Source organism: Erysipelatoclostridium sp. DFI.2.3 (assembly GCF_019132535.1).
Lineage (GTDB): Bacteria > Bacillota_I > Bacilli_A > Erysipelotrichales > Erysipelotrichaceae > Clostridium_AQ > Clostridium_AQ innocuum.
This window is the reverse complement of sequence record NZ_JAHOOJ010000010.1, coordinates 151,714-176,392: the sequence shown is the minus strand read 5'-3', so window position 1 is coordinate 176,392 and position 24,679 is coordinate 151,714. Positions and strand designations below refer to the sequence as shown.

The 24,679-nt window shown below is 42.6% G+C and carries 23 protein-coding genes; 21 read left to right on the top strand and 2 right to left on the bottom strand.

Annotated elements, in window-relative coordinates:
• The first annotated feature begins 469 nt into the window (after positions 1–469).
• The 6 genes from KSZ58_RS12180 (at position 470) to KSZ58_RS12155 (ending at position 5,885) form a co-directional block, all read left to right on the top strand.
• Positions 470–904, top strand: coding sequence for a hypothetical protein (locus KSZ58_RS12180; protein ID WP_008816505.1), 435 nt, complete (start codon positions 470–472; stop codon positions 902–904).
• 147 nt (positions 905–1,051) lie between these two features.
• The gene (locus KSZ58_RS12175) at positions 1,052–1,597 is read left to right on the top strand and encodes a M23 family metallopeptidase (protein ID WP_009270669.1); all 546 of its coding nucleotides are present in this window, start codon (positions 1,052–1,054) and stop codon (positions 1,595–1,597) included.
• 198 nt (positions 1,598–1,795) lie between these two features.
• Positions 1,796–3,448, top strand: coding sequence for a hypothetical protein (locus KSZ58_RS12170; protein ID WP_008816507.1), 1,653 nt, complete (start codon positions 1,796–1,798; stop codon positions 3,446–3,448).
• A 3-nt stretch (positions 3,449–3,451) separates the two neighbouring features.
• Entirely contained in the window at positions 3,452–4,309 is an 858-nt protein-coding gene (locus KSZ58_RS12165; protein ID WP_009270668.1) for a hypothetical protein, read from the top strand.
• Complete coding sequence (locus tag KSZ58_RS12160; RefSeq protein WP_008816509.1) at positions 4,306–5,433, top strand: hypothetical protein; 1,128 nt, start codon at positions 4,306–4,308, stop codon at positions 5,431–5,433. Before KSZ58_RS12165 ends, KSZ58_RS12160 begins: the two co-directional genes overlap by 4 nt.
• Positions 5,430–5,885: a hypothetical protein gene (locus KSZ58_RS12155; protein ID WP_008816510.1), complete on the top strand. Its 456-nt coding sequence runs from the start codon at positions 5,430–5,432 to the stop codon at positions 5,883–5,885. The genes KSZ58_RS12160 and KSZ58_RS12155 overlap by 4 nt, the downstream gene beginning before the upstream one ends.
• A 221-nt stretch (positions 5,886–6,106) precedes the next feature.
• Here KSZ58_RS12155 and KSZ58_RS12150 read toward each other — a convergent pair whose 3' ends face one another.
• Positions 6,107–6,544 carry a LytTR family DNA-binding domain-containing protein gene (locus tag KSZ58_RS12150; RefSeq protein ID WP_008816511.1) on the bottom strand — a complete coding sequence of 146 codons (438 nt, stop codon included), beginning with the start codon at positions 6,542–6,544 and terminating at the stop codon, positions 6,107–6,109.
• A gap of 404 nt (positions 6,545–6,948) precedes the next feature.
• Positions 6,949–7,932, bottom strand: coding sequence for a hypothetical protein (locus KSZ58_RS12145; RefSeq protein WP_009270667.1), 984 nt, complete (start codon positions 7,930–7,932; stop codon positions 6,949–6,951).
• Between the two features lie 613 nt (positions 7,933–8,545).
• Here KSZ58_RS12145 and KSZ58_RS12140 point away from each other — a divergent pair.
• From KSZ58_RS12140 to prfB, 15 genes are all read left to right on the top strand, one after another.
• Positions 8,546–11,302, top strand: a complete 2,757-nt coding sequence (locus KSZ58_RS12140) for a sigma 54-interacting transcriptional regulator (RefSeq protein ID WP_009270666.1) — start codon at positions 8,546–8,548, stop codon at positions 11,300–11,302.
• Positions 11,292–12,113, top strand: a complete 822-nt coding sequence (locus KSZ58_RS12135) for a sugar phosphate isomerase/epimerase (protein ID WP_008816514.1) — start codon at positions 11,292–11,294, stop codon at positions 12,111–12,113. The genes KSZ58_RS12140 and KSZ58_RS12135 overlap by 11 nt, the downstream gene beginning before the upstream one ends.
• Before the next feature lie 13 nt (positions 12,114–12,126).
• The gene (locus KSZ58_RS12130; protein ID WP_008816515.1) at positions 12,127–12,546 is read left to right on the top strand and encodes a PTS sugar transporter subunit IIA; all 420 of its coding nucleotides are present in this window, start codon (positions 12,127–12,129) and stop codon (positions 12,544–12,546) included.
• Between the two features lie 165 nt (positions 12,547–12,711).
• A complete protein-coding gene (locus KSZ58_RS12125; RefSeq protein WP_008816516.1) occupies positions 12,712–13,188 on the top strand; it encodes a PTS sugar transporter subunit IIB in 477 nt (158 codons plus the stop codon).
• 85 nt (positions 13,189–13,273) lie between these two features.
• Positions 13,274–14,044: a PTS sugar transporter subunit IIC gene (locus KSZ58_RS12120; protein WP_008816517.1), complete on the top strand. Its 771-nt coding sequence runs from the start codon at positions 13,274–13,276 to the stop codon at positions 14,042–14,044.
• Positions 14,031–14,864 carry a PTS system mannose/fructose/sorbose family transporter subunit IID gene (locus KSZ58_RS12115; protein WP_008816518.1) on the top strand — a complete coding sequence of 278 codons (834 nt, stop codon included), beginning with the start codon at positions 14,031–14,033 and terminating at the stop codon, positions 14,862–14,864. The genes KSZ58_RS12120 and KSZ58_RS12115 overlap by 14 nt, the downstream gene beginning before the upstream one ends.
• Positions 14,865–14,899: 35 nt before the next feature.
• Complete coding sequence (locus tag KSZ58_RS12110) at positions 14,900–15,898, top strand: SIS domain-containing protein (RefSeq protein WP_008816519.1); 999 nt, start codon at positions 14,900–14,902, stop codon at positions 15,896–15,898.
• Between the two features lie 257 nt (positions 15,899–16,155).
• Entirely contained in the window at positions 16,156–17,166 is a 1,011-nt protein-coding gene (galE, locus tag KSZ58_RS12105; protein WP_002606102.1) for a UDP-glucose 4-epimerase GalE, read from the top strand.
• Positions 17,167–17,323: 157 nt separating this feature from the next.
• On the top strand, positions 17,324–18,478 hold the full coding sequence (locus KSZ58_RS12100) for a helicase-related protein (RefSeq protein WP_009270664.1): 1,155 nt from the start codon (positions 17,324–17,326) through the stop codon (positions 18,476–18,478).
• Complete coding sequence (locus KSZ58_RS12095) at positions 18,475–19,143, top strand: ComF family protein (RefSeq protein WP_009270663.1); 669 nt, start codon at positions 18,475–18,477, stop codon at positions 19,141–19,143. Before KSZ58_RS12100 ends, KSZ58_RS12095 begins: the two co-directional genes overlap by 4 nt.
• A gap of 27 nt (positions 19,144–19,170) precedes the next feature.
• The gene (locus KSZ58_RS12090; RefSeq protein ID WP_002606099.1) at positions 19,171–19,368 is read left to right on the top strand and encodes a cold-shock protein; all 198 of its coding nucleotides are present in this window, start codon (positions 19,171–19,173) and stop codon (positions 19,366–19,368) included.
• A gap of 329 nt (positions 19,369–19,697) precedes the next feature.
• Positions 19,698–19,895: a cold-shock protein gene (locus tag KSZ58_RS12085; protein WP_009589121.1), complete on the top strand. Its 198-nt coding sequence runs from the start codon at positions 19,698–19,700 to the stop codon at positions 19,893–19,895.
• 154 nt (positions 19,896–20,049) lie between these two features.
• Positions 20,050–20,805, top strand: coding sequence for a collagen-like protein (locus KSZ58_RS23210; RefSeq protein ID WP_009270662.1), 756 nt, complete (start codon positions 20,050–20,052; stop codon positions 20,803–20,805).
• A 312-nt stretch (positions 20,806–21,117) separates the two neighbouring features.
• Positions 21,118–23,466 carry a preprotein translocase subunit SecA gene (gene secA, locus KSZ58_RS12075; protein ID WP_008816523.1) on the top strand — a complete coding sequence of 783 codons (2,349 nt, stop codon included), beginning with the start codon at positions 21,118–21,120 and terminating at the stop codon, positions 23,464–23,466.
• Position 23,467: 1 nt separating this feature from the next.
• A protein-coding gene (gene prfB / locus KSZ58_RS12070) for a peptide chain release factor 2 (protein WP_181968901.1) occupies positions 23,468–24,566 on the top strand; the annotation gives its coding sequence in 2 pieces (ribosomal slippage) (positions 23,468–23,539 and positions 23,541–24,566; 1,098 coding nt in all).
• Positions 24,567–24,679: the final 113 nt, after the last annotated feature.

Below are 24,679 nucleotides of genomic sequence, written 5' to 3'. Positions count from 1 at the left end.
ATTATAGAAAAAGAAACAGATGAATGCCACCTGTTTCTTTTGGGATTTATCCCCCTAAAGTGTCCCTCAAAGTTCAGACCCCTAAATTGACCCCTAAAGTTTAGCCCCCCAAATATTTTGGATACCCGATGAATTACTCTTTTTTTATTTACCAAACCACTATTCACAAGAACGAGAAATGCTATTACGGTGATAAATTAAGCTATGATGCATATTATCCTGTATAAGTATAGGATAGAGCTGCTCATTATATAAATGAGATTTCATGATGCGATATGGAGTATACAATCCAGGATAGGGGCATGGGGAAAAGTAATTTTATCATAAAAAAGTGTGAAAACTGCTTGATGAAAACCAATTATAATAAATAACGAGTTTGCATAACAGAACCTTTAATTCGTACAAATAAGATAATCATCACTCATCATATTGGTATTCTGATATCCTGAGGATGGAAGGAGGGAGTAGAATGGCGATTACAAAGAACCAATCAGGAACGTATGCTGCTGTTGATATTCATTATAATCGGCCTGCCTGTGCACCGCATCAGAATGTTATCAATTATCTCGATCATCTGCATATCATGGTGATTCACAAAAGCTTAACGGCTTATCTGGGCTGTGGCTATTCACGCGTTCTTGTTGGACCGCTGGGAAATGATGAGATGTCAGATTTCCTCAGTGTCACTCCACAGAACAAGTATGAAATTGCATATACTATGTATTTGAAAAAAACAAATACAACAGCTGATGCAAATTCCGTTATGCTGGATGATATGTATTGCATCGGTACATATCAGGGATCAGAGAAAATGAGCAACTATCTTGTTTTCTGTGATGAGTGGCCTCAGGATGCTGATGTTCGTGAGACACTTTTGAGTTTTAAAATTCCGGAAGGAATGTAAGCGTAAGCATGATCCTGTTCAATATATTTTCGGATAGGATTATTTTGCACATGCGGGAATAATGCACACATGTAAAGAAACTGATTACGAAAAGCAGAGCTTTCTTCAATAAAATCAGTATGAATGTAACATAAAGGAGAAGATAAAATGCAAGCACATCAAAAAAGCATAAAAGACGGAATACAGAATATTCTGTTTCCTGTGGAACACATGAATATCACGCAGGGTAATAACGGATCATACTCACATCAGGGAGTTAATGCGCTTGATTTAGCAGGCTATAAAGGTGGATGCAGTCCTTTATATGCTCCCTTTGATGTAGTCTGTGTCGGCGTTGATGGACCGGATCTGGGAAATGCAGTATTCTGGCAGTCTCAGAACAAGGTTCGATTTGCGGATGGAACAATAGACTATGCTACGATTATGATTATACACGACAACAATCTTGACGGTATCAGAGCTGGTGTAAAATATAGCCAGGGCACACAGATAGCGAATGCGGGAACTGCAGGCAGAGCTACAGGAAATCATAATCATTTTGAAATTGCAAAGGGAAAATTTACACATAAATATGACCTGAATCAAAAAACCAAGGTGTATCATTTGCCGAATTCCATCAGTGCGGATAAATGCTGTTTCGTAGATAAAACAGATATAATAAATGGCAATAATATGAAGTGGAAACATCTTTAGTTCACAACCAAAAAGAGGAGCCGATTCTATCTTGGAACCGGTTCTTTTATAATAAGCAAATTGCAGTATTTGTTATTATATTCGCATGACATGTAGATCCGAAGCACCAAGATGCAGAAATATATTACAGTATGTACAGGATGAATCAGTTATGCGCATACTTATGATTCCTTATAAAGAAAAGGAGTGTAAAACACAATGGCAAATGATTTAATTTTAAAGGTTGAAAAGGATCATACAATTTCTATGGACTGTGGTGGAATTAGAGAGACATACAGCCTGAAAGAAGCCCCGGATGCATCCTCTACACTAGTGGTGACAGAGAAAAAGAATATACTTCACAAAATGGATTTGGACACCGTACTCAAGAATCTTGATAATTCTGTAGATTTGCTAAATGTTGCATATCATGCGGTGTATGGCTTTGATGTACAAACGCAGATATGGGATCTGCAGAAAACATTGATGGATTTAAACGATAAGGGAATCAATGTGATTGACGATTTCGCAAGACAGTCCTCTGCTGTTATTCATGATTTGATTGGTTTCTTTGATTGGCTGACTAAGGGTGCGGAAAAGGTTGCAATCAAGAAATTGGAACGCTTTTCTGTAATTGCAGGTACAATGAGCAGACAGGCGGAGCAGCTGGCAAAGGACTATCAGAAAATGGCGGGGGATACTTCAGAAACCTTAAAAAACACTATTGACGAAAACAATCGCCAGTATGCACATCAGGATCAGATACAGAAGGAGATGGCGGATTTTCAAAGTGAGCAGGAAGCGGCGGATATTGCCCAACAGGAAATTAAGAAACGTCTGACCAGGCTGCAGACCGAATATGAGAAGCTTAGCAAGGCAGAGCTGGATGCTGAAAAGCATCAGCGTACAATGGACATCATGGGCGCTGTATTCTCATTTCTTGGCAGTGCTGCTTCTGTAGCAGCTGATGTGGCAGGGAAATCAGGTTCTACAGAAAGCTCAACTGAGGATAAGGAAAAGCTTGACACTGCACAAAAAGAAGCAAATGCCGCAAAGGATAGACTCGAAAGTCTGAAGAAAGAGAAAGAGGAACTTGTTAAAGCTCTTGAAACAGCGGATAATGATGAAAAAAGGGAAAGCATCAGGTCTGACATCCGTGCTAAGGATATTGAAATTACGGAAGCAGAAAAGCAGGTTAACAAAAAATCAAGTGCGCTTAAGAGCATTAGTGCAGCTTTACATGGTGTTTCTTCACAAATTGCCGAGCAGTCACAGAAGGAAAGCAGCGTACAGGAAAACCGCAGCAAGAGATTAACGGAAATCAATGCTGAGCTGATTCGTTTGGAAGAGGAACAGACAAAGCAATTAGCCAATCTTGCCAAATATACAAATCGACTGAAGACGATGGTAATTGAAAAAAACAGTGTGGAAGCAGCTGTTCGTTCCCTGATAGTTGCTGTATCCTGTTTAAAAAATGTTGTTGTTGCTGTTATGGACATCGCTTTATTCTGGACATCCATGGAAAAATGCTGCAAGGCTCTTGCCACATCTGATTTAAAGGATACGATTCAAGATCTTCAGGAAATTGACAAAGAAGAACGCATTGAATTTTATTACACAGACAGTGTTATGATCCCATTACTGACGTATATGGTACAGTGGGCAGCTGTAAAAAGCATTTCCACAGACTTTATCAATGGTGCTGAAAATACAAGATTCCGTTTAAACGAGACAATTACAAAAGCAGATAAGGCTGAAATGAGCAGAGAACAGCACTGGGATCTGGCTTCTAAAACAGCTGGTAATGTTGCAAATAACCTGAATCGGCAGGTTGCAGAAAGCAATAAAAAAATCAGTACACTGAAAGGCTAGCTTATGGAAAATAAAGATAATAGCGCAGATAAAAACATGAAAAAGACGGATTCAGCTAATCTGCAGCTGACAAAAATCATGGAACAGATTTTACAGATGCTGCAAAAAAACTCCATTCATATGGATCTTAGTGATGAGGATATAGCCAGGCTGGAACGGCAGGAACAGAGCATTTTGGATTCTCTTGAGCAGATCAGAATCCAGGCCGATGAAAACCGAAATAGGGTCCATCGGATATTCGATGAAAAAAAAGTGCTATGTGACCAATTGAATGCAAATCTATCTGCTCTGTATGTACATATGGAAATATTGAAACAGAAAACTCATGAGCAGGAGAGCATATATGAAGGCAGAAAGAATTTATATGATGCATATAATGCTTCCTATATAAGCAAACAAGAAGCATACAGCAAAGCACAGGAAAAACTCGAAAGCGCCAGAAGAAAAGCAGAGAAACAAAATGAGCTGTTAAAAAGATGGTTCTGGGTACCCGGATATGGAGCTTATCTGGCTTTTGACAAGCTGCTGAATGACCAGGAAGCAGACACAGATGCAGCCTATCGGGAATATTGTGCCTCCAAAGAAAGACTGGCAGCAATCAGTCGTGATTTGGAATCCGCAAAGTATGATTATCAATGTAGTCAAACAGAAAAAAATAATGTACAAAAGTCATATGATGATAAGGTAGATGAAATTAAAAAAGTACAGGGCCAGCTTCACCAGATGAAAGAAGAGATGGTACACTGGGAGCTGATTCTCAGTGAAGTGAATGCATTGTATAACAAAATAAAAAATGCAAGTCTGGGACCTGATGAAATCATCGCGATGCAAGCCGAACTTATACAGCTTCAGCAATTATGAAGAAATTCATTCTATTTATTCTGATCATAAGCTGCTTTGGCTGTGAGAGTGCTTCGCAGAAAACATCCTGTGACTATGAGCTTGTTTTTGATCAGGCACTCGGATATGGTATCAATGAACACGATGGCACACCTGCTGCGATTTCAACACATGTGGCAAAGCGTGACAGCATCCTGCTCGCAAAATCTAAGGACTCCTGTTTCGATCAAAGCTTGCAAAAGGCTGCCAGAGCCACTCTGGACAATTCAGATACAAAGCTTGATTATCACCCGGAGGAAACAAACAAAGATGAGATCCTGTTTTATATTCCACATACAGATATTCAACAGGGGGATATGCAGTTTGAGGTACAGATAGGGGATACCCGCAAAAAAGAGAGTGTTAATACAACCGTTATACCAGTGAAGAAATTCCTGATTGTACCGCTTCTGACATCTAAGAAAAATAAGGAGCTTTCCGTCACGAATACCCAAATGCAAGCCTGGCATAATGAGATATTAAAAAGGCTTCCCTTATCCCGGAACGGATTGCAGCTGATACTGCATGATTCTTTGGATATAAGAGGGGATGTGTATGATCTGGACACATGGTTTGGCAGACTTCGTACCTGGAATCTGTTAAAGCATTTAAAGAATGAATTTGAATGCGACGGTGTTATCGGTCTGTCTCCGGCAAAAATGGATTTGAATGATCAAAAGGACGCTTTAAGCGGCTTTACGTTTGGTGCAGATACGACTGTTATACTTGAAAACGGTGATGAAACAGCAATAACGATGGTACATGAAATTTCACACTTTTATCAAGTTGGCGATGAGTATGCTGGCGGTCAGTTGAATCCGGAGGTAAACATTCCGCCATATGGAATGAAGGGTACGGATATGCTTCATCCGGGTACTGCTGCAAGCGGGTTAAATCCATATATTCATGGTGGGAAAAATGATGAAAAGCAGGGGAGTGGTACACTGATAACATCAAGTCAGATACCCTATGATAGTGTCGAACATAAACTGATCCGGCACGATATGACAAGCTATATGGGGAAAGACGGCTATGCTATGCAGGAATACTGGACAACCGGAATGATTTGGAAGCATTTGATACAGGAATGGAGAATTACAGAATGACAGAAAAAAGTAAAAGACTAAAGCAGCTGTTGAAGGTTATTGAAGATAATGAAAAGAACTTAACGGATACTGAAAGAATGAATTATCAAAATTTAAAAATTCTGCATATTGGTATGCAAAGCAAACTCTATAAAATTATGCTGACATGGGACTTTGGATGGAATGCATTGCAGAAGAATCAGTATACAGATCTCCAAGAGTCTTTAGATGATGATGCTGATTTTTATAAACAGGCATTGAAATCTTGGATGAGTCTAAAGCCGGTTCCGAAAATCCCGCAGATAGAGGAATTTGTTGATATTTATGAGCAGTGGCTGATTGAAATGCTGCATCATGATATACAGGATGCTTTTCATAATATGATAAATGATCCCGATAAGGAAAGCCTGCGCAGACTGATAACAGATTATCGGGATAAGCTTCAGCATATCTATATAGATGAAGAAAGCTGAATAATAAACAACAGGATGCTTGTGTCCTATGCTAGGGCCTTACTCACTCATATTCAATCATCAGGCTAATTGATTGTGCATAAATACAGATAAGGAGAATTCAACACTATTGTAGAAAAGCAATAGAATTTGAATTCTCCTTTTTACAAACACTCTAACGTAAGAAAAAACCGTATGGTACTATTATCATTTTTTATTCAAATAAATAAGGCAGCAATCTGTTAAACCTGATCTTTTAAAAAAGAACGATATCTGCGATTGACGATTAGACATTCCTCATTATCCAGAGTTATGCTCCGGTGACAGTCTTTTTCAATACGAACAGATTTTATATGAATTGAATTAACCAGAGTGCTCTGATTGATTTGACAGAAGCCACAATTATGCAGCTGCTTTTTTAATTCTGAAAATCGAAGGTAACAGCGATAGACATCTTTTTCTGTATAGATATATACTTTATGATCTATATTCTCTATATAATATATCTCGTGACAGGTGATAAGGTAAAGATTATGCAGTTCATCATATACTTTAATTCGTGAACTGTTTTTCTGTAGATAAAGGATTACATTATAAATATAATTCTTGTTTCTACTGCACGCCCGCAGTATAATTGTGTCTTCTGTAATAGTATTATCAATCTGTATTATAAAATTCATTTGAAATCCCCTCCCATATGTAATCTATCGTAATGATTTTAAACGCGAAATTTCAGAAACAGGCAGGATGTTACCAATCAATCACCATAAGTTACAATATCATGAGGAGTTCAGAAAAACGAATCGTTAATCTGACAGCAATGTAAAAAAAATCGGATTTATATTATCGTGTACATGCTTTCAATGTCCTGCATCCTCTCAGCAAGCTATCAGTAAGGGAGCTTATGTGTGATTAGTGAAATGAGATCAAATTCATAGATATTCGATCGATACACATATTCTTTATTGTGTAATCATACAATCCGGGAAAGCAGTTGAATACGTTAAGATAATGAAAACTGATATTTAGCTTAACCTTAAAGAAAAAAACTGACAGATTATGCTGTCAGTCTTTGCTTATCCCGTTATTCATCGACTGCAAAAGGTGGACGGGTCGGATCGAAATAATCACTGTTCGCTCTTTCATATGCCTGTTTGTTTGCTTTATAGCTGGCTGCTCCTAATTTGGCAATCAATAATTCTGCAGCAGCTTTCATATCGTCTATACCACGCCCTGGCTCTGTAATAGCTTCGCCGTGGACACCGACCTCTGCCATGCCCTTTGGATAATTAAATACAGGATGCCAGTGGATAACGAGTGCTGCATTATTTTTCTGCATGAGTGGCAGCTCCTGCCGTAATAAAACACTGGCATTATCAAGTACGCGGAAGTAAACATGAACGGGAAGCCACGTGTATTGCGATACAAAGGTTCTGGAAATGATATTCCAAAGCGGTGCTTCCAGATTCCATAAAGTAGTAATTGGCATATTGTTTAATAAATTACCGAGAACTGTTTGTTCCAGAGGGCAGCGTCCTTTATCATAAGAGAACGTACTCAGATCAATTCCTCCTGACCATAAGGCGAGCTCACGATTTTCCGAAATTGTTAATAAAGCACGAAGCTTATGTGCAAATTGCTCAAACTCTGGATTGGTGGAGCGTATGACACCACGCAGAAAGCTCATGTAGTTTTCTTTAGCCTTTTCCTGTTTTTTAGCAGTAGAAGCATTTGTGATTTTTTCAGAAAAGTAAATAAAGTTGTCCTGATAAATTGATTTCAACGGCTCCGGAATTGCATACTTTATCAGCAGCGTATTGAACTGTGCAGTGTTTTTGATTGCTTCAGCTTCTTTCTGAGCATCCTTATTCAGCTCTCTTTGATGACGGAACCCATCAATCAGCAGTTTCCATAATGCCTCAGCTTCAGCAGTGGATTTTTTCTCCTTTACCATTGCTTCTGAGAATGTGGCATACGAGGGATGTGTCAGAGGGTCCTGATCCATAATGATAACAGGATCCATATTGGCCATAGCCAGACTTTTTAATATTGTATCTTTAATGTACATAATATGCACCTCCTTATGACAATCATTATAATGATTTCCAGCGATACGTGTACAACGTATATGATAATGTCCCAATCGAGGTTAGGATTATACAAAAATTAGGATAAGCTTACTTGTTTTTCAATCGATCAATCATGTGTGTTGTGACTGATTCAGGATAAAAAATTTAATCGGTTACGATACGATTATTTTTTCTGTTTCAAAAAGTTAAGCATCACAGTGTTATATGATGAAGCAGTTAATTCTGATGGATGCAAGCCGGAGACAACCAAGATACAGGGAAGTATATGCAATAAAGGAATTTGATCGATTTTCATAGTATGGCAGTAGCTAAACGGGAAACACATTCCTGCAAATGAAAGTGGAGCCGAAATAGACGTAGGATCCTGCTTGATGCTTTACCTAATGCTAACTATGTTATACAGACACTGTTGCCACCATTTCAACAGTGTCTTTGAAATCAACACTATATAGTGTTGAAACCGCTTTAGTGTTTGAGTTAGAATGGAAACATTGCGCAGTGTCAAAAATATAGGACTCTGATGACACAGTGCAATGTGAATTTCTATAATGGTATCGTAAACAAGCGGTACCGAAAAAGTGAGGTGCTTTCATGAATATCACAACATCAAAATTACAGATTCTGGAATATCTGCAGAAAATTACCCGGGGCTTGCGCATGAATGAGCTGGGCGGTTTTACAACAATCAGTATCAGTAGTGCTTTAAACATCTCCCGCTCCTTAACATCCCAGTATCTCAATGAGCTGGTGAAGGATGAGCGTATCATAAAGATCAGTACGCGTCCCGTCTATTATATGGATCGCAGTGTGCTGGAACGCAAGTATCAGCTGGAATTAAAAAGCTGTGAATATCTGAGTCTGGGTGAGCTTATGAAGGAGCTGCACCGGAACAGTCCCAAGCTGCAGGATTTTCAAAAAGCAATCGGCTGTGACGGCAGCCTGCAATACCCGATTGCACAGCTGAAAACCGCCCTCTCCTATCCGCAGGGAGGATTACCTGTCATTCTCCATGGGGAAATGGGATGTGGAAAATCCTATCTGGTACGACTCACACATGAATACTGTCTGAATCACATGACCTCCACGAGAAAAGAAATACCGCTGCTTCGCAAAAAGGCATTTCGCGGTGAGGATAAAGGCAGGCAGATGGAGGAGCTGTTTGGAAAAGGTGCCGCAGATGGGAAAGCGGCAGAGCGGGGACTGCTGGAGGAGGCGGATGAAGGCATCCTCTGTATAGAGGACGCCAGTCATCTGAGTGAGGAATGTCAGGAAAAGCTGGCCGACTATTTAAGCAGAAATAAATTTACGAGAATGCAGGATGATCAGGCACAGATTGAATCCCGTGTCCATCTGATTCTCTCCACCAGTGAAGATCCGCATACGGCTTTCTGTCATAGCCTGCTGCTCAGCATTCCTGTTATCTGTTCCATCCCATCCTTTCAGGAACGCAACGAGGAGGAGCGTCTGGAATTCGTTATTAAATTTTTTCAGGAAGAACAGGCACGTCTGGAACGCACGATTTATATATCAAAGCGTCTTCAGCATTTCCTGATGAGCTGCCATTTTGAAAGCAATATCGATGAACTGCGAAGATGTATCCGTACCATATGTGCCAATGCATTTGCGGACTGTGTATCAAACCAGCGCATGGACATCTGCCTGTATCACCTGCCTGTTCAGCTGCTCGATCATCTTAAGGTGGAAAAAAACAGCAGGGACAGTGATTCTCTGATTCGCATAGACGCAGTGGAGAAAAACGCAGCCGGCAGTAAAATCCTCATCATGTGGGAACAGCTGCTGCAGGCATTTGAAGAAACCTGCATGGATACACATGCCTTTACCAGCTTTCTGGAACAGGGGCAGAAGGCCTTGCGCTACTACTATGATATCCTTGTTTTTCAGGAAACGTACTATGACGGCCGACTGGAGGCTATGGAGAAAATAGTCATCGGTGTGCTGAACAGCGTGAAGCTCATGAAAAATATCAACCTGCCGATCAACTGTGCCTATGTACTGGCGAGAATGCTCGTCTCTGCGCAGAAAAACACCTCCTCCCTGCATCAGTGGGAACAGGATCACCAGAAGGAAATACAGCGCTGTCTAAAGAAAATGGCAGAGAATATGAGCAATGAATATATTCTGACGGAATCCATTGCCAGACAGCTGCATTCCAATATCAACATGCGCCTGTCGGAAATGAACCGTATCTTTCTGATGCTGAATATCAACTTCTACAATCGTGACATCCGCTCTCAGGATACCGTGGGTATCATATTGAGTCACGGGTACTCGACCGCAAGCTCTATTGCCGATGCCGCAAATTCGCTGCTGAACTCCTATACGTTTGAAGCTATCGATATGCCGCTGAATACACCGGTACAGGAAATCAGCGGCAAGCTGAACGATTTCATTGAAGAAAATCCGCATCTGAAAAACATTATCCTACTTGTCGATATGGGGTCACTGGAGGGAATCGGCGAGGTGATTGCAGACAGTGTGAATGTCGGTGTGATCAATAATATTTCCACCTCACTTGCTCTGAATATCGGTATGAAGATACAGCAGCACTACGAATTGGAGAATCTGCTGGAAACGGCCTGTGCAGAAAATCAATGCAATTACAAGGTACTCTCAGAGGCGAAGAAGGAAAAAGCAATCGTATTCACAAATGATGCCGGTATGGTCATTTCAGAAAAGCTGTGCCGATTATTCAAAAACAGTCTGCCGCGTCCCATTGATTTGAAAATGATTTCCTATGAATATGATGAGCTGATGAAAAATAAGGCAGAGGACATTTTATTTCACAGATATGATGTGGTGTTGATGATCAAGCCGTATTCGCTGAAGCTAAAAAAGGTCAATAGTGTGACGCTGGAGGATATCATGAATTTCGAACATATCGAACAGCTGAATCAGGTATTTCGGCCATATCTGAAGGAAGAGGAAATTGAAGAATTTGACCGTCAGCTGTTGAAAAATTTCTCCATGCAGTCAGTCATGGAAAATATCACGATTCTGAATGCAGATAAGCTGCTGGATTATGTCAGTGACTCCGTCAGTGCGCTTCAGCATACGATGGGTCGTAAGTTTCAAAGCAAGACCATTGTCGGCATTTATATTCATATCTGTTTCCTGGTGGAACGTCTGGTCACAAAAACGGCATTGGAAAAATATACAGACCTGTCATCCTTTGAGAAACAGCATGAGGACTTTATTGCGGATGTCAACCGGAGCTTTGAGGTTATGCTGCAGCACTACCATGTCAAGCTGCCCCTATCGGAAATAGCATATCTCTTTGAATATATAGAAAATGATGTACGAAAGGCGGGAGGAGAAGATGAATTTTAAAGACAGACTCTGTGCGATGAACTGCCATTACCGCTTTTATGAGCTGGAGGATTTCTTTCAATCCGTCCATAAGCTGGGCATGCATTATGTGGAGCTGTGGAGCGGTCCCATGCATTATTATGTGGATGCCCGCCGTCATGACTCGCCGGAACAGCTGAAGAAGCTGTGCGATCGCTATCAGATAACCATCATCGGCATCTGTCCGGAACAGACAAACCCAAAGCCGAACAATATCGCAGTCAAGCAGAAGCATCGTCAGGAAGAGGTACTCAACTATTACCGGCAGATGATTGATATCGCATGTGTGCTGGGGTGTCGCCAGGTTCTGGTGACCAGCGGATGGTGCTATTACAGCGAAGCGGTGGAGGAAGCATGGAATCGTTCCGTCGTTATGATGAAGAGAATCACAGACTATGCAAAACAGCGAAATGTGATTCTGGCTCTGGAAGCTCTGCAGCCGGAGGAATCGCGTCTTGTGAATACAATTCAGGACATCAGGCGATATCGAAACGAGGTTGGAAGCAGCTGTCTCAAGGTGTGTATCGATTTTGGGGCAATGGCACGTATGGGACATACACCCCGGGAATACTTCGAGGCCTTCGGCAGCGATATTGTCCATATTCACTTTGTGGATGGGAATCCGACCGGTCATCTGGCCTGGGGGGATGGTAGCCGTGATCTGAAAACGGATCTTGCTGTCCTTGAGGAATATGGCTATCAGGGATATCTGTCACTGGAGACGGCAACCCAAAGGTATTATGAAAAACCATGGTCTGCGGAAATGAAAACGCTGAAAAGCTTTGAGGAGTGAAAGGAGGGAGAATATGGAACGACATTATATACTCGCAAGTCATGGGATGTTCTCACAGGGGATTTATGATTCCATCCGCATTATTCTGGGAGAGAAGAAGCATGTGCATCTTATAACCGCTTATGTGAAAGACGGGCAGGATATTTCAGATCTGATTAAAGAGACTATGAAGAAAATCCCGACAGATGCGGAAATCATTGCCTGTACGGATCTGTTCGGGGGAAGTGTAAACAATGAACTGATGAAATATATCGGGAAGAAGCATTTCCATTTGTTAACCGGAATGAATCTGCCGATGCTGATGAATCTGTTTCTGTTTTCCGATGAGGATGCGGATAAGCTGATTCGCCGTCTGTTCACAGAAGCAAAAACGGGGATCATGTACTGCAATGAAACCGTCAAAGGTATTTCGTCGCAGGAGGATGAATTTTAAATACTGCAACCTAAAAAGAACAATCGCAAAGCACAAAAGAGTAACCACATGCTGTAAAGAAGACATACAGATGCACGAAGAGCGTGGGGTGTAAGAAACGATAGCTGAACTGCTTTATTCTACATGTGAGTAAGCGCAAAAAGCGCAAAGGAAAGGGTGTCAAATATGATCAAATTATGCAGAGTGGACCATCGTCTGCTGCATGGACAGGTTGCATTTTCCTGGACCAATGAATTGAGTGCTGACTGCATTCTGATTGCCAATGATGCAGTGGTACATGACGAGGTTTTCAAAACGACCATGAAGCTGGCAAAGCCCTCCGGGGTCAAGCTGGTCATTAAAAATCTGGAGGATTCCATAAAGGCAATCAATAGCGGAGTCACCGATAAGTACCGACTGCTGGTGGTCGTAAAGACCATTCATGATGCCAATGTGCTGAGTGCAGGCTGTCCGGCTGTTCACAGTCTCAATCTGGGCGGAACGATTCGAAGGGAAGGCTGTCGTCAAATCAGCAAGGCGATTTTCATCAGTGATAGGGATGAGGCGGAATTAAAGGAGCTGCAGCAGCGCGGCGTGTCTGTATTCATCCAGCAGCTGCCGGCAGAATCTCCAATAGCACTGGAGCATGTACTGCATCAATAAGGTCCGCTTCCCGCAACCGTGCGGGTCAAATATACAGGAATTTAATTCCTGAAACATGCATGAAAATGCAAAAGAGGAGGAAATCATGGTACAAGCATGCTTAATCGGATTGATTGCAAGTCTGGGTGTCTTCGGCGATCAGCTGGGCTCCCTGTATATCAATCGACCAATTATTCTTGCACCGCTGGTTGGCCTGGTGCTGGGAAATCTGCATCAGGGACTGATTATCGGCGCAAGTCTGGAATTATTCTTTATGGGGGCTGTCAGTATTGGGGCTTATGTTCCACCGGATACGATTGTCGGCGGTGTTCTGGCCACTGCATTTGCAATTTCCATGGGGAAGGGTATCGAAACGGCGGTTACGCTGGCGATGCCGATCGCCCTGGTGTCACAGGCAATCGGTAACTTCTGCAATGTATTTAATTCCGTGATTCTGCGTTTTACAGACCGTTATGCCATGGAAGGAAAATACGGCGGTGTTGTGGCAACACACTGGCTGATCGGTATGATCACCATTGTACGACGATTCCTGCTTGTGTTCTTTGCTTTCTATCTGGGAAGTGAAGCAGTGGGCAGTATGATCAATGCAATTCCTGCCTATGTGACGGATGGTATGGCTGCGGCAGCCGGATTACTTCCCGCATTGGGGTTTGCAATGCTGATGCGCATGACGGTAAACAGGCAGAATGTTCCCTACTATTTTCTGGGATTTGCGCTTGCAGCTTATATGAGTGTACCTGTATTAGGCGTGGCAATTCTGGGTGTGATTCTGATTGTTGTCAAATTCGATTTTATGAATCTGAAGGGAGCCGCAGCTGGAGAAGCTGGTATGGAGGTGAGCGATGATGACTTCTAAATCCGATAAGAGCATTCAGAAAGCGGATATCACCAGAATGGCATTTAACCAGGGCTCTTTGGGAATGGAGTTTTCCTGGAACTATGAACGGCAGATGCACATCGCCTTTGCCATGATGATGAATAAAATTTTGAAAAAGGTATATGCAGAAGATGAGGAAGGCTACAGGGATGCACTGACCCGCCATGTCGAGTTCTTTAATATCACACCGCAGCTTGCTCCGTTCGTTGGCGGCATTGTGGCATCCATGGAGGAAATGAAATCACGTGGCGAGGTGGACGGAGAGGCGATTTCCAGTATCAAGACGGCACTGATGGGGCCGCTGAGCGGAATCGGTGACTCTGTATTTGTCGGCTGTCTGCGGGTAATTGCTGTTGGTATCGGTATTTCACTGGCACAGAACGGAAATATGTTTGGACCGATCGTGTATTTTCTGATGTATAACATTCCTGCGTTTATCATCCGCTATTTCGGCGCGCATTTCGGCTATAGCATCGGCTTCAAGTATCTGCAGAGAATGCAGGCCAACGGTATGATGGATAAGCTGCTTGCGGCAGCGAGTATTCTTGGTGTTATGGTTATTGGCTGTATGTCAAAGGATATGGTATGGACGACTTTGAATGTCGAGTTGAGTAAGGTCGGTGAAGAGGTCACCACCCTGCAGTCTATTCTGGACGGAATTATGCCCGGGTTGATTGGACTGGGTGGTACATGGATGTATTTCTGGCTATTGAAGAAAAAAGTCAATCCGATCATGTTGATTCTGGGAACGATGGTTCTCGGTATTGCAGGTGCTTATTTCGGTATACTTGCCGGATAAGATAAATGATTTACAAATAAGAGGAGGACATGAACATGTTATTGAAATTCAATGAAGAATGGGCACGAAGCAGTGTCAATGGTGCACTGGCAATCCGTAAGGATATCAACCGGATCGTGGATGAGATATGTGCACAGGGATATCGCAATATCTGCTGGCTGGGTATCGGGGGGACCTGGGCGAGCGGTATGCAGGCGGCGGTTCATATGAAGGAACAATCAGAAATCGAAACCTGGGCGGAAAATGCTTCCGAGTACAATACGACGGGGAATAAGCGTGTGGGTGAGGGCACTGTCGTAATTACCTCATCCGTTACCGGCAGCACAGTGGAAGTGGTAGAGGCTGTAAAGCGTATGCAGGCAGCCGGGGCAAAGGTGATTGGATTTATTGACATTGATACGACCGAGCTTGCAAAGCTGGTGGATTATGAAATAGCGTATCCGGTGAATGAACAGCTGAAGTTCTTTATGGTTGCGGATCGATTCATGCAGAACAACGGAGAGTTCTCGGATTGTGATGCTATGTATGCGGAATTTGAAGCACATCTGGCACAGGCGCTGATTGATGTGGAAAAGAAGGCTGATGCATTCGGACAGGAATTTGCAAAAAAACACTGGAATGATCCAATCCATTATTTTGTGGGGGCAGGAAACCAGTGGGGCGCAACGTATTCCTATGCAATGTGCTATTGGGAGGAACAGCTGTGGATCAAGACGAAGTCCATCACATCCGGGGAGTTCTTTCATGGTATGTTTGAAATCATCACAAAGGAAACACCGGTTACCGTGTTCATAGGAGAAGATGCACAGCGTCCGCTGTCTGAAAGAGTCGCGAAATTCCTGCCAAGAATCTGTGAGAATTATACGATTATCGATACAAAGGATTATGAGCTGATGGGAATCAGTGAAGGGTACAGAAAGCACATTTCACACCTGGTGATGCATGCCGTAAATAACCGGATCGATGCGTATATGGAAAGAGAAACAAGGCATCCAATGGATATTCGCCGGTATTACAGACGTCTGGATTATTAGTTGTGAAGCAGCGTTAGAAAAATCAAACTGTCAGGAAAACAGGCCATGGTGTTAGGACAGCACTTTCGTCATGGTCTTTTTTTAGTTAAAGCGATAGAAAAGCTTTTGGTGAGTTATATAAAAGCATAGAAAACGGTTAAATTGATATACTGAAGGTGATTAGTTTTGTGAAATCCTTATTTTTTTTCTTGTTTCTCCGCTATCAGTAATGGATTATGCTATAATAGGACATGGATAAACTAAGGGAGGAACCGTACATGAAAATCTTAGTAACTGGTGGTACCGGATTCATTGGAAGCCACACATGCGTTGAATTAATAGAAGCTGGTAATGAAGTAGTGATAATCGATAACCTGTATAACTCACAGGCTGATGTTGTTGATAAGATTGAGAATATTACAGGAAAGCGTGTTGCGTTTTATGAGGCAGATTGCTGTGATGAGGCAACACTGGAGAAAATATTCAGTGAGCATAAAATTGATGCAGCTATTCATTTTGCCGGGTATAAAGCGGTAGGAGAGTCAGTACAGAAACCGATTATGTATTATCAGAATAATCTGATGTCGCTACTTGCATTGTGTAAGGTAATGGGAAAGCATAACTGCAAGCGCATTGTTTTCTCATCAAGTGCCACCGTATATGGAAACCCTGCAAGTGTACCTATCTTTGAAGATTTCCCGTTGGGACCTACTACGAATCCGTATGGTACGACAAAATTGATGATTGAACAGATTTTAAAAGATTTATACATTTCAGATAATGAGTGGAATATTGCTTTGCTGCGCTATTTCAATCCAATCGGAGCACACAAGAGTGGTCTGTTGGGAGAAAGTCCGAATGATATCCCGAATAACCTGATGCCGTATATCGTTAAGGTTGCCAATAAGGAGTTGCCTTATCTGCATGTTTATGGAAATGATTATGATACACCGGATGGTACGGGTGTACGTGATTATATTCATGTAGTAGACCTTGCAAAGGGACATGTGAATGCTGTGAATAAGGTTATGGAACCAATTGGTGTTGATGCGTATAATCTCGGTACTGGTATAGGATATAGTGTACTGGATGTTGTTAATACATTTGCAAAGGTTAATAATATCGAGGTTCCTTATCAGATTGATCCTAGACGTCCTGGGGATATTGCACAATGCTATGCCAGCACAGAAAAAGCGCTGAAGGAGCTTGGTTGGAAAGCAGAAAGAGGACTGGAAGAAATGTGTGCAGATGCATGGCATTTCTTACAGGTGGAAAAAGAAGCAAATTAATAGTTTGCAATTCTACAAAACAGATAAAAAACAAATGGAAATGCTTCAGCACTATCGAATAAATAACGAATAAGTTAGAAAAGACAGAATGAAAAAAATTCTGTTTTTTTTAGGACTTTTACCACTTTCATACGTATAGAACTATGGAGGTGATACTATGCAATGCCTGCGTTGCGGAAATACAGAGAAACGTTACTTTTATAAAGATGCCAAGGGCTGGTACTGTCGAAAATGCATCATGTTTGGAAGAATTGGGGTAGGAGAGCTGCCGGAAAGGAAAAACGTATGTAGAAAACCCATTCATACAGCATATCAGCTGAAATATCCACTGACTCCTGCACAGAAACGGTGTGCTTCAGAAATAGTAATGTACCTGAATCATCACCAGGATGTGCTGGTATATGCAGCCTGTGGTGCCGGAAAAACGGAGCTTGTCATGGAGGCGATTAAGCAAAGCCTTGTGAAAGGCAGCAGGGTGGGCTTTGCCATCAGCCGTCGTCAGGTTGTTCTGGAAATACGGGAGCGCATGCAGGATGCGTTTAAAAATCTAAATGTGATCGCGGTTTGTGAGGGCTATACTGAGGTCACAGAGGGTGATCTCATCATATGCACAATGCACCAGCTGTATCGCTATCATGCGGTGTTTGATCTGTTGATCATGGATGAGGTGGATGCATTTCCTTATCGTGGCAATGCTGTGCTGAAGCAGATTGCAATACATGCCTGTATCGGGAGCCGTCTGTATTTGACCGCTACACCGGATGAAGAAATGCTGTCAGATGTAAAGCAGGGAAAACTGCAGATGGTCGAGCTGTTTCAAAGACCGCACGGCTATCCTTTGATCGTACCCGATGTGAAAGCAGCCTTGCCTTCCATACAGCTGTATCAGCTTATCCGATTTTTAAAGCGTCAGAAAAAGGAAGCCGCACAGACCCTGGTCTTTGTACCGACGATAGCTCTGGCAGAGCAGATGAGCAGATGGCTGCGTATTGTGTTTCGCTGTACTTCCTTTACTTCAAAAACGAAGGATAAGGAAAAAATCCTTAAAAGATTTCATGAAAAGCGCTACGAATGTCTGATTGCGACAACCGTTCTGGAAAGAGGAATCACCATCAAGGGTGTACATGTTGTGATTTATCATGCTGATCATCCGGTATTCAATGAAGCGAGCCTGATTCAGATGATTGGCCGTGTTGGACGTAATATTGAAATGCCGACAGGGAAAGGTTTGTTTCTGTGCACAAGAAAAACAAGAGATATCGAGCGCTGCATACAGGCATTACAGAGGATGAACAGGGGGGATTCAAAATGAAGGAAGAATGGTGCCGACTATGTATGGAGGAGATAATAAATCAGCAAAGTCTTTTTGAATTCCTGCGTCAGGATTCCCTTTTGTGCGGAGCCTGCCGTCATGAGTTAGCCGTTTTGAATAAGACAGTAAAGCTGAATGGCATAAAGCTGCATATCGCATATGTATATAATGATTTTCTGGAAAATATGATATTTCAATATAAGGAAGGTCTGGATACAGCTCTAAGAGACGTGTTTTTCCATGACATCATGAAAAAAATCAATGCTAAATTTCGACACTACACGATCGTTCTTCTCCCTTCGAGCGAAGAAAAAACCATTGAACGCGGCTTTCATCCGGTAAAGGACATGCTACATGCCTGCCGTTTAAAGACCATTGAACCATTTTATAAGACCTGCAATCACAAGCAGTCCCTGCAAAGCTTTGAAAACCGCAGTAATATTTCCCAGGTAATAAAAATGAAACCGAATATCGTTCTTCCAAAAACCAGACTGTTGCTGGTTGATGATGTTGTTACAAGTGGAAATACATTACTTTGTGCATATGATCTTCTTCAAAAGCATAGGTATAAGATAGAGGCACTGGCGCTTTGTGCGAATCCCCGATTTGTCGAATCCTGCGAAAAAAAAGATTTGAAAAGAAAAGGGATGTTCTCTATACTTTGACATAGATACAGGAAGGTGAAGTCAGAAATGAAAGGCAAAGTAAAATGGTTTAATGCTGAGAAGGGCTATGGATTTATCAATGGAGAAGATGGAAAGGATATTTTCGTACATTATTCTCATATCCAACAGGAAGGATACAAGTCCCTGGAGGAAGGTCAGGAAGTAACATTTGATACGGTGGATTCCGATAAGGGACTGCAGGCCAGAAATGTAGAAAAAGCATAAATGGCGCAAAGAAAAGGATCAGGAGCTCTCCGGATCCTTTTCCTGTTTTCTGGCAAATAGATATTCGAATGTAGTGTTTAAACTATGGTTTTTAACAGATAAAAACCTATAATACATTACAAAGCACATGTCTTATGAATGAAAAATATTTCTCTATATATGTAATTTTTATACATAAATGAAAAACTGTTTAAAAATAAGAAACATATTACAAAAACATGATAGTTTTTTCAAAAAGTTCACAATTTTTTGATTGATTTTCACTCGTAAACTGTCTATAATGATGTTATGCAATAGATCAAGCATAGAAAGGTATAGGTTTTGAAGCAATGCGAGGAAAAGTAAAAATGTTTAACCAGGAAAAGGGATACGGATTCATCACTTTAGAGGATGGAAAAGATGTATTCTTCCACTATTCACAATTGATGATGGAAGGTTTCAAAACAATTGATGCTGATGCAGAAGTTGAATTTGATTTAGTTGAAACTGACCGTGGACTGCAGGCTCACAACATCGTTAAAGCGTAAAAAAACAGAATAACCGTGATTCCAATGTATAATGGCTGTCACGGTTATTTTTTTATGATAAAAATAGGGAGATGACAGCCACCGGAGATATATGTTCAACATACTCTGAAATGACCATGAAAATTTGTGATGGTTATGAAAAGAGGTGAGAATCATGTTATATGATGAGAATGAATATTATGACAGCTGTGATTGCTGTTGTGATTGTTGCTGTGAGGGCCCACGTGGTCCCAGAGGATTTCGTGGTGCTACAGGAAGTATCGGTCCAACAGGGCCAACTGGTATCGGAATCACCGGTCCTACGGGAGCCACAGGAGTAACCGGAAGTACCGGAGCAACGGGCCCAGCGGGTATCGGACCAACCGGCCCGACCGGGGCAACGGGAAATACAGGAAGCACAGGACCAACCGGCCCTGAAGGAAGTGGTGCTGACTGTTTGTGTGTTCAGCAGATGATCAATATATTGTTGCAGATCATTCAGCTCTATCCAAACGATACTGTCGTTGTTGCAATGGAAAGTGGTAACAATGCCAGTGGCCGTGCCGGTTCCCTGCTGCCATCACCTGATTATGGACTGCTGCAGCTCACCAATGCACAGGGCGTACCTCAAGAGGCCGTGTCGATCTGCCGCATTGCGTCTGTGCGAATTACGAGCGCAGTATATAATGAAGCTATTACGTATCTTCCTGCACCTGTACCTGCTCCAACCGGATGCAGCGCTGCCTGCGAAAATGCTGTACGCTCATACCTTCCAGTCGGAACTCCGGGTGTTGACATTAACGCCGGCGGTCAGACGGTGGGACAGGGAACTGTGATAAGAAATGAATTTGCAATGGTGGTACTGGTGGGCCCAAACAACAGCGATCCGACATTTGTATCAGCATGTAAGGCAGAAATCATTACGAAATAAAAGGAATAGGAAGGGGACAGAAATCCTGGCTTGTTTGGGAATGTCCTCTTTTTCCTATCCTGGTTTTTATTCAAACAGAATCCTTTCCAGAGTTGAAATTGACACGTAAAATTATTGAGGAGGCTTACGTAAACGAAAACGCAGACAGGTTGTTCACACAAATGTTATGGAAAAAAGAAACAAAATGTAAATTCTTCTGAAATTGTCTGTATCCGGTGTTATTGAAACACACTTTGTGTTACAATAGATAAGGCTATATGAAGTTTTGAAACAGGCGATATAAACTTATAAAGAAGGTATGGAGGGTCTTGAATGGCTAATTTTATCGAACGTTTATTAAACGGTGAAAAAAAGACATTGCATAATCTGGAAAAGACTGCAGAACAGGTCATGGCACTGGCAAATGACATGGAAGCGTTAAGTGATGATGCATTGAGAGAAAAAACACAGGAGTACAAACATAGATATGAGGAAGGGGAAACCCTTGACAGTCTGCTGATAGAAGCCTTTGCGACATCTCGTGAAGCTGCACGCCGTACGATTGGTGAGTATCCGTACAAGGTTCAGATCATGGGTGCGGTTGCTATGCACCAGGGCGATATTGCAGAGATGAAAACCGGTGAAGGTAAGACTTTGACCTCCACCATGTGCGTTTACCTGAATGCCTTAAGCGGCAAGGGGGTACACGTTGTTACTGTCAACGACTATCTGGCAGGCCGTGATGCGGAATGGATGGGACAGATTTACCGGTTCCTGGGTCTGAGTGTCGGTGTAAACTCCCGCCCGCTGACACCATCTCAGAAGCGTGATGCATTTAACTGTGATATTACATATACCACAAACTCCGAGCTGGGCTTTGATTATCTGCGTGATAATATGGTTACCGATGTGAAGGACCGCGTGCTGCGCGGGTTGCATGTTGCAATCGTCGATGAGGTCGATTCCATTCTGGTCGATGAATCCAGAACGCCGCTGATCATTTCCGGTGGCGCGAAAAAAACAGCAAACCTGTACCTGCAGGCGGATGCATTCGCAAAACGTCTGAAGGGGGATGACTTTGAAATTGATGAAAAAACCCGTCAGATCATGCTGAGTGAAAAGGGTGTAAGTGTCGCAGAGCGTTACTTCAAAATCAAGAATCTGTATGATGTGGATCACACCCAGCTGGTACATCATATAACACAGGCTTTAAAGGCGAACTATATCATGAAAAATGAGGTTGAGTACGTCGTACAGGATGATGAGATCGTCATTGTCGATCAGTTTACCGGGCGTACGATGCCGGGCCGTGCATATTCCGATGGATTGCATCAGGCGATTGAGGCCAAGGAAGGTGTATCCATTAAGGAAGAGACTAGTACCCTTGCAACGATCACCTATCAGAACTTCTTCCGTCTGTATGATAAGCTTGCCGGTATGACCGGTACCGCAAAAACCGAGGAAGAGGAATTCCTGGATATCTATAATATGCGTGTTATTGAAATTCCTACAAACAGACCGGTACAGCGTATCGACTATCCGGATGCGATTTTTGCGAACCCGAGACTGAAGTTTGCGGCTCTGGTGAAAGAGGTTAAGGAACTGTATGAAAAGGGGCAGCCGGTACTGGTTGGAACGATTTCCGTTGAAACCAGTGAGCTGGTGCATGAGCTGCTGCGCAAAGAGCGGATTCCTCACGAAGTGCTGAATGCGAAGAACCATGCGCGGGAAGCAGAAATTATCGCCAAGGCAGGTCGCCCGAAATCCGTAACGATCGCAACCAATATGGCAGGGCGTGGTACCGATATCAAGCTTACCGATGAGTCCAGAGCTCTTGGCGGACTGGTCGTTCTGGGCAGTGAGCGTCATGAGTCCAGACGTATTGACAACCAGCTGCGTGGACGTAGCGGACGTCAGGGGGATCCGGGATATTCCCGTTTCTATGTTTCCTTAAAGGATGAGCTGATGATTCGTTTCGGCGGCGATAAATTTGAAAAGCTGTTTGAATCCATGGGAGATGCACAGATTGAATCCAAGATGGTAACAAAATCGATTTCTCAGGCACAGAAACGTGTCGAGGGCTATAACTATGATGTTCGTAAGCAGCTGCTGGATTATGATGATGTATTGCGTAAGCAGCGTGAAATCATGTATGAGCAGCGTAATTTCGTTCTGGAAAATGAGGATGTTCACGGCATCGTTCGTGATATGATAGACCGCGTCATTGACAGTGTGGTGGATGCGAATGTGGATCATACCCGCCATGATGAAAGCGTGGATTATGCAGGTGTTCTGCAGGGACTGGAGCTGCTCGGACTGGAAGAAAAGGATAATCTGAAGCTGGAGGAAATCCAGGGTAAGGAAAAGAATGATGTAACAACATACTGTGCAGAGAAAATCTTCACACTATACGATGATAAAATCAAGGATATCCGTGATGAATTTAAGCAGTTTGAAAAAACCATCGTACTGCGGAACATGGACCGCAACTGGATTGAGCATATTGATATGATGGATAAGCTGAGAAACGGTATTCACCTGCGCTCTTATGCGCAGAACAATCCTTTACAGGCATATATCCAGGAAGGATATGAAATGTTTGAGGAAATGCAGGCACGTATTGCACGTGAGGTTGTATTCTTTGCTTTAAAGGTACAGGTAGAAAGAAAAGTGGAAAACTAATATGGAACTATACGAAATTAAACAGGGGGTGAACACTCATCAGGCAAAGCTTGCGCAGCTTGGTGAGTCACTTTGACTTAGCTGAAAAAAAACATAAGATTCAGGAGCTGACGAGCATGACGCTGCAGGATGATTTCTGGAATGATCCGCAGCATGCGCAAACACTGATTCGTCAGCTGAACGGTATCAAGGACATCGTGGAAAGCTACGAAAAGCTGAACAGTGCGCTGATAGGTCTGGAAGAAACACATGATCTTTTGAAGGAAGATTATGATGATGAAATTTTCGAGCTGTTTGAAGCAGAGTATTTGGAGATGGAAAAGAACTTTGATGATTTTGAAATCAAGATTCTTCTGTCCCATGAATATGATCATTCCAGTGCAATCCTGGAGCTGCATCCGGGAGCCGGTGGAACAGAATCCTGTGACTGGGCGGATATGCTGTATCGCATGTATTCCCGCTGGGCTGAGAAAAAAGGCTTCAAGGTCAGTATGCTGGATTATCTTCCCGGAGATGAGGCAGGGATCAAATCCGTGACCTTCCTTGTGGAGGGTGATATGGCGTATGGGTATCTGAAGGCGGAAAAGGGCGTTCACCGTCTGGTGCGCATATCGCCGTTTGATTCCGGCGGGAGAAGGCATACATCCTTTGCTTCTCTGGATGTTATGCCGCAGTTTAACAACGAAATCGAAATCGAAATCAAACCGGAGGATCTGATTGTGGAGACCAAGCGTGCCAGTGGAGCCGGCGGTCAGCATATCAACAAAACAGATTCCGCTGTCCGCATGGTGCATAAGCCGACCGGATTGGTGGCCACCTGCCAGAATGGTCGAAGCCAGCATGAAAACCGGGAAGAGGCGCTGCGTGTATTGAAAAGTCGTCTGTATCAGAAAATGATTGAGGAGCAGGAAGCCCGACTGGCGGAAATCAAGGGTGAGCAGAAAGCTAATGAGTGGGGTTCACAAATACGTTCCTATGTATTCCATCCGTATTCCATGGTGAAGGATCATAGGACCAGCTGTGAAACCAGTGATGTGCAGGGGGTTATGGATGGCGATCTGGATGCATTTATCTTCGCATATTTAAAAACACAGATTTGATTATTATGTGTAATGTCAAGGAAAGGGGAGCCTCCCCTTTTTATCATTTAATGTGGAGATTACAGAATATGTAAAAATAAAGGAATTGAGATGTTTGTGTGATTATTACGATT

Bases quoted from the DNA above. Each gene is read 5' to 3' on its own strand.
- KSZ58_RS12125 (WP_008816516.1), top strand. From the start codon at position 12,712: ATGATCAAATTATGCAGAGTGGACCATCGTCTGCTGCATGGACAGGTT.
- KSZ58_RS12160 (WP_008816509.1), top strand. From the start codon at position 4,306: ATGAAGAAATTCATTCTATTTATTCTGATCATAAGCTGCTTTGGCTGT.
- KSZ58_RS12155 (WP_008816510.1), top strand. From the start codon at position 5,430: ATGACAGAAAAAAGTAAAAGACTAAAGCAGCTGTTGAAGGTTATTGAA.
- KSZ58_RS12170 (WP_008816507.1), top strand. From the start codon at position 1,796: ATGGCAAATGATTTAATTTTAAAGGTTGAAAAGGATCATACAATTTCT.
- KSZ58_RS12110 (WP_008816519.1), top strand. From the start codon at position 14,900: ATGTTATTGAAATTCAATGAAGAATGGGCACGAAGCAGTGTCAATGGT.
- KSZ58_RS12095 (WP_009270663.1), top strand. From the start codon at position 18,475: ATGAAGGAAGAATGGTGCCGACTATGTATGGAGGAGATAATAAATCAG.
- KSZ58_RS12165 (WP_009270668.1), top strand. From the start codon at position 3,452: ATGGAAAATAAAGATAATAGCGCAGATAAAAACATGAAAAAGACGGAT.
- KSZ58_RS12145 (WP_009270667.1), bottom strand. From the start codon at position 7,932: ATGTACATTAAAGATACAATATTAAAAAGTCTGGCTATGGCCAATATG.
- KSZ58_RS12100 (WP_009270664.1), top strand. From the start codon at position 17,324: ATGCAATGCCTGCGTTGCGGAAATACAGAGAAACGTTACTTTTATAAA.
- galE (WP_002606102.1), top strand. From the start codon at position 16,156: ATGAAAATCTTAGTAACTGGTGGTACCGGATTCATTGGAAGCCACACA.
- KSZ58_RS12120 (WP_008816517.1), top strand. From the start codon at position 13,274: ATGGTACAAGCATGCTTAATCGGATTGATTGCAAGTCTGGGTGTCTTC.
- KSZ58_RS12085 (WP_009589121.1), top strand. From the start codon at position 19,698: ATGCGAGGAAAAGTAAAAATGTTTAACCAGGAAAAGGGATACGGATTC.
- KSZ58_RS23210 (WP_009270662.1), top strand. From the start codon at position 20,050: ATGTTATATGATGAGAATGAATATTATGACAGCTGTGATTGCTGTTGT.
- KSZ58_RS12135 (WP_008816514.1), top strand. From the start codon at position 11,292: ATGAATTTTAAAGACAGACTCTGTGCGATGAACTGCCATTACCGCTTT.
- KSZ58_RS12130 (WP_008816515.1), top strand. From the start codon at position 12,127: ATGGAACGACATTATATACTCGCAAGTCATGGGATGTTCTCACAGGGG.
- KSZ58_RS12115 (WP_008816518.1), top strand. From the start codon at position 14,031: ATGATGACTTCTAAATCCGATAAGAGCATTCAGAAAGCGGATATCACC.
- secA (WP_008816523.1), top strand. From the start codon at position 21,118: ATGGCTAATTTTATCGAACGTTTATTAAACGGTGAAAAAAAGACATTG.
- KSZ58_RS12180 (WP_008816505.1), top strand. From the start codon at position 470: ATGGCGATTACAAAGAACCAATCAGGAACGTATGCTGCTGTTGATATT.
- KSZ58_RS12175 (WP_009270669.1), top strand. From the start codon at position 1,052: ATGCAAGCACATCAAAAAAGCATAAAAGACGGAATACAGAATATTCTG.
- KSZ58_RS12150 (WP_008816511.1), bottom strand. From the start codon at position 6,544: ATGAATTTTATAATACAGATTGATAATACTATTACAGAAGACACAATT.
- KSZ58_RS12140 (WP_009270666.1), top strand. From the start codon at position 8,546: ATGAATATCACAACATCAAAATTACAGATTCTGGAATATCTGCAGAAA.
- KSZ58_RS12090 (WP_002606099.1), top strand. From the start codon at position 19,171: ATGAAAGGCAAAGTAAAATGGTTTAATGCTGAGAAGGGCTATGGATTT.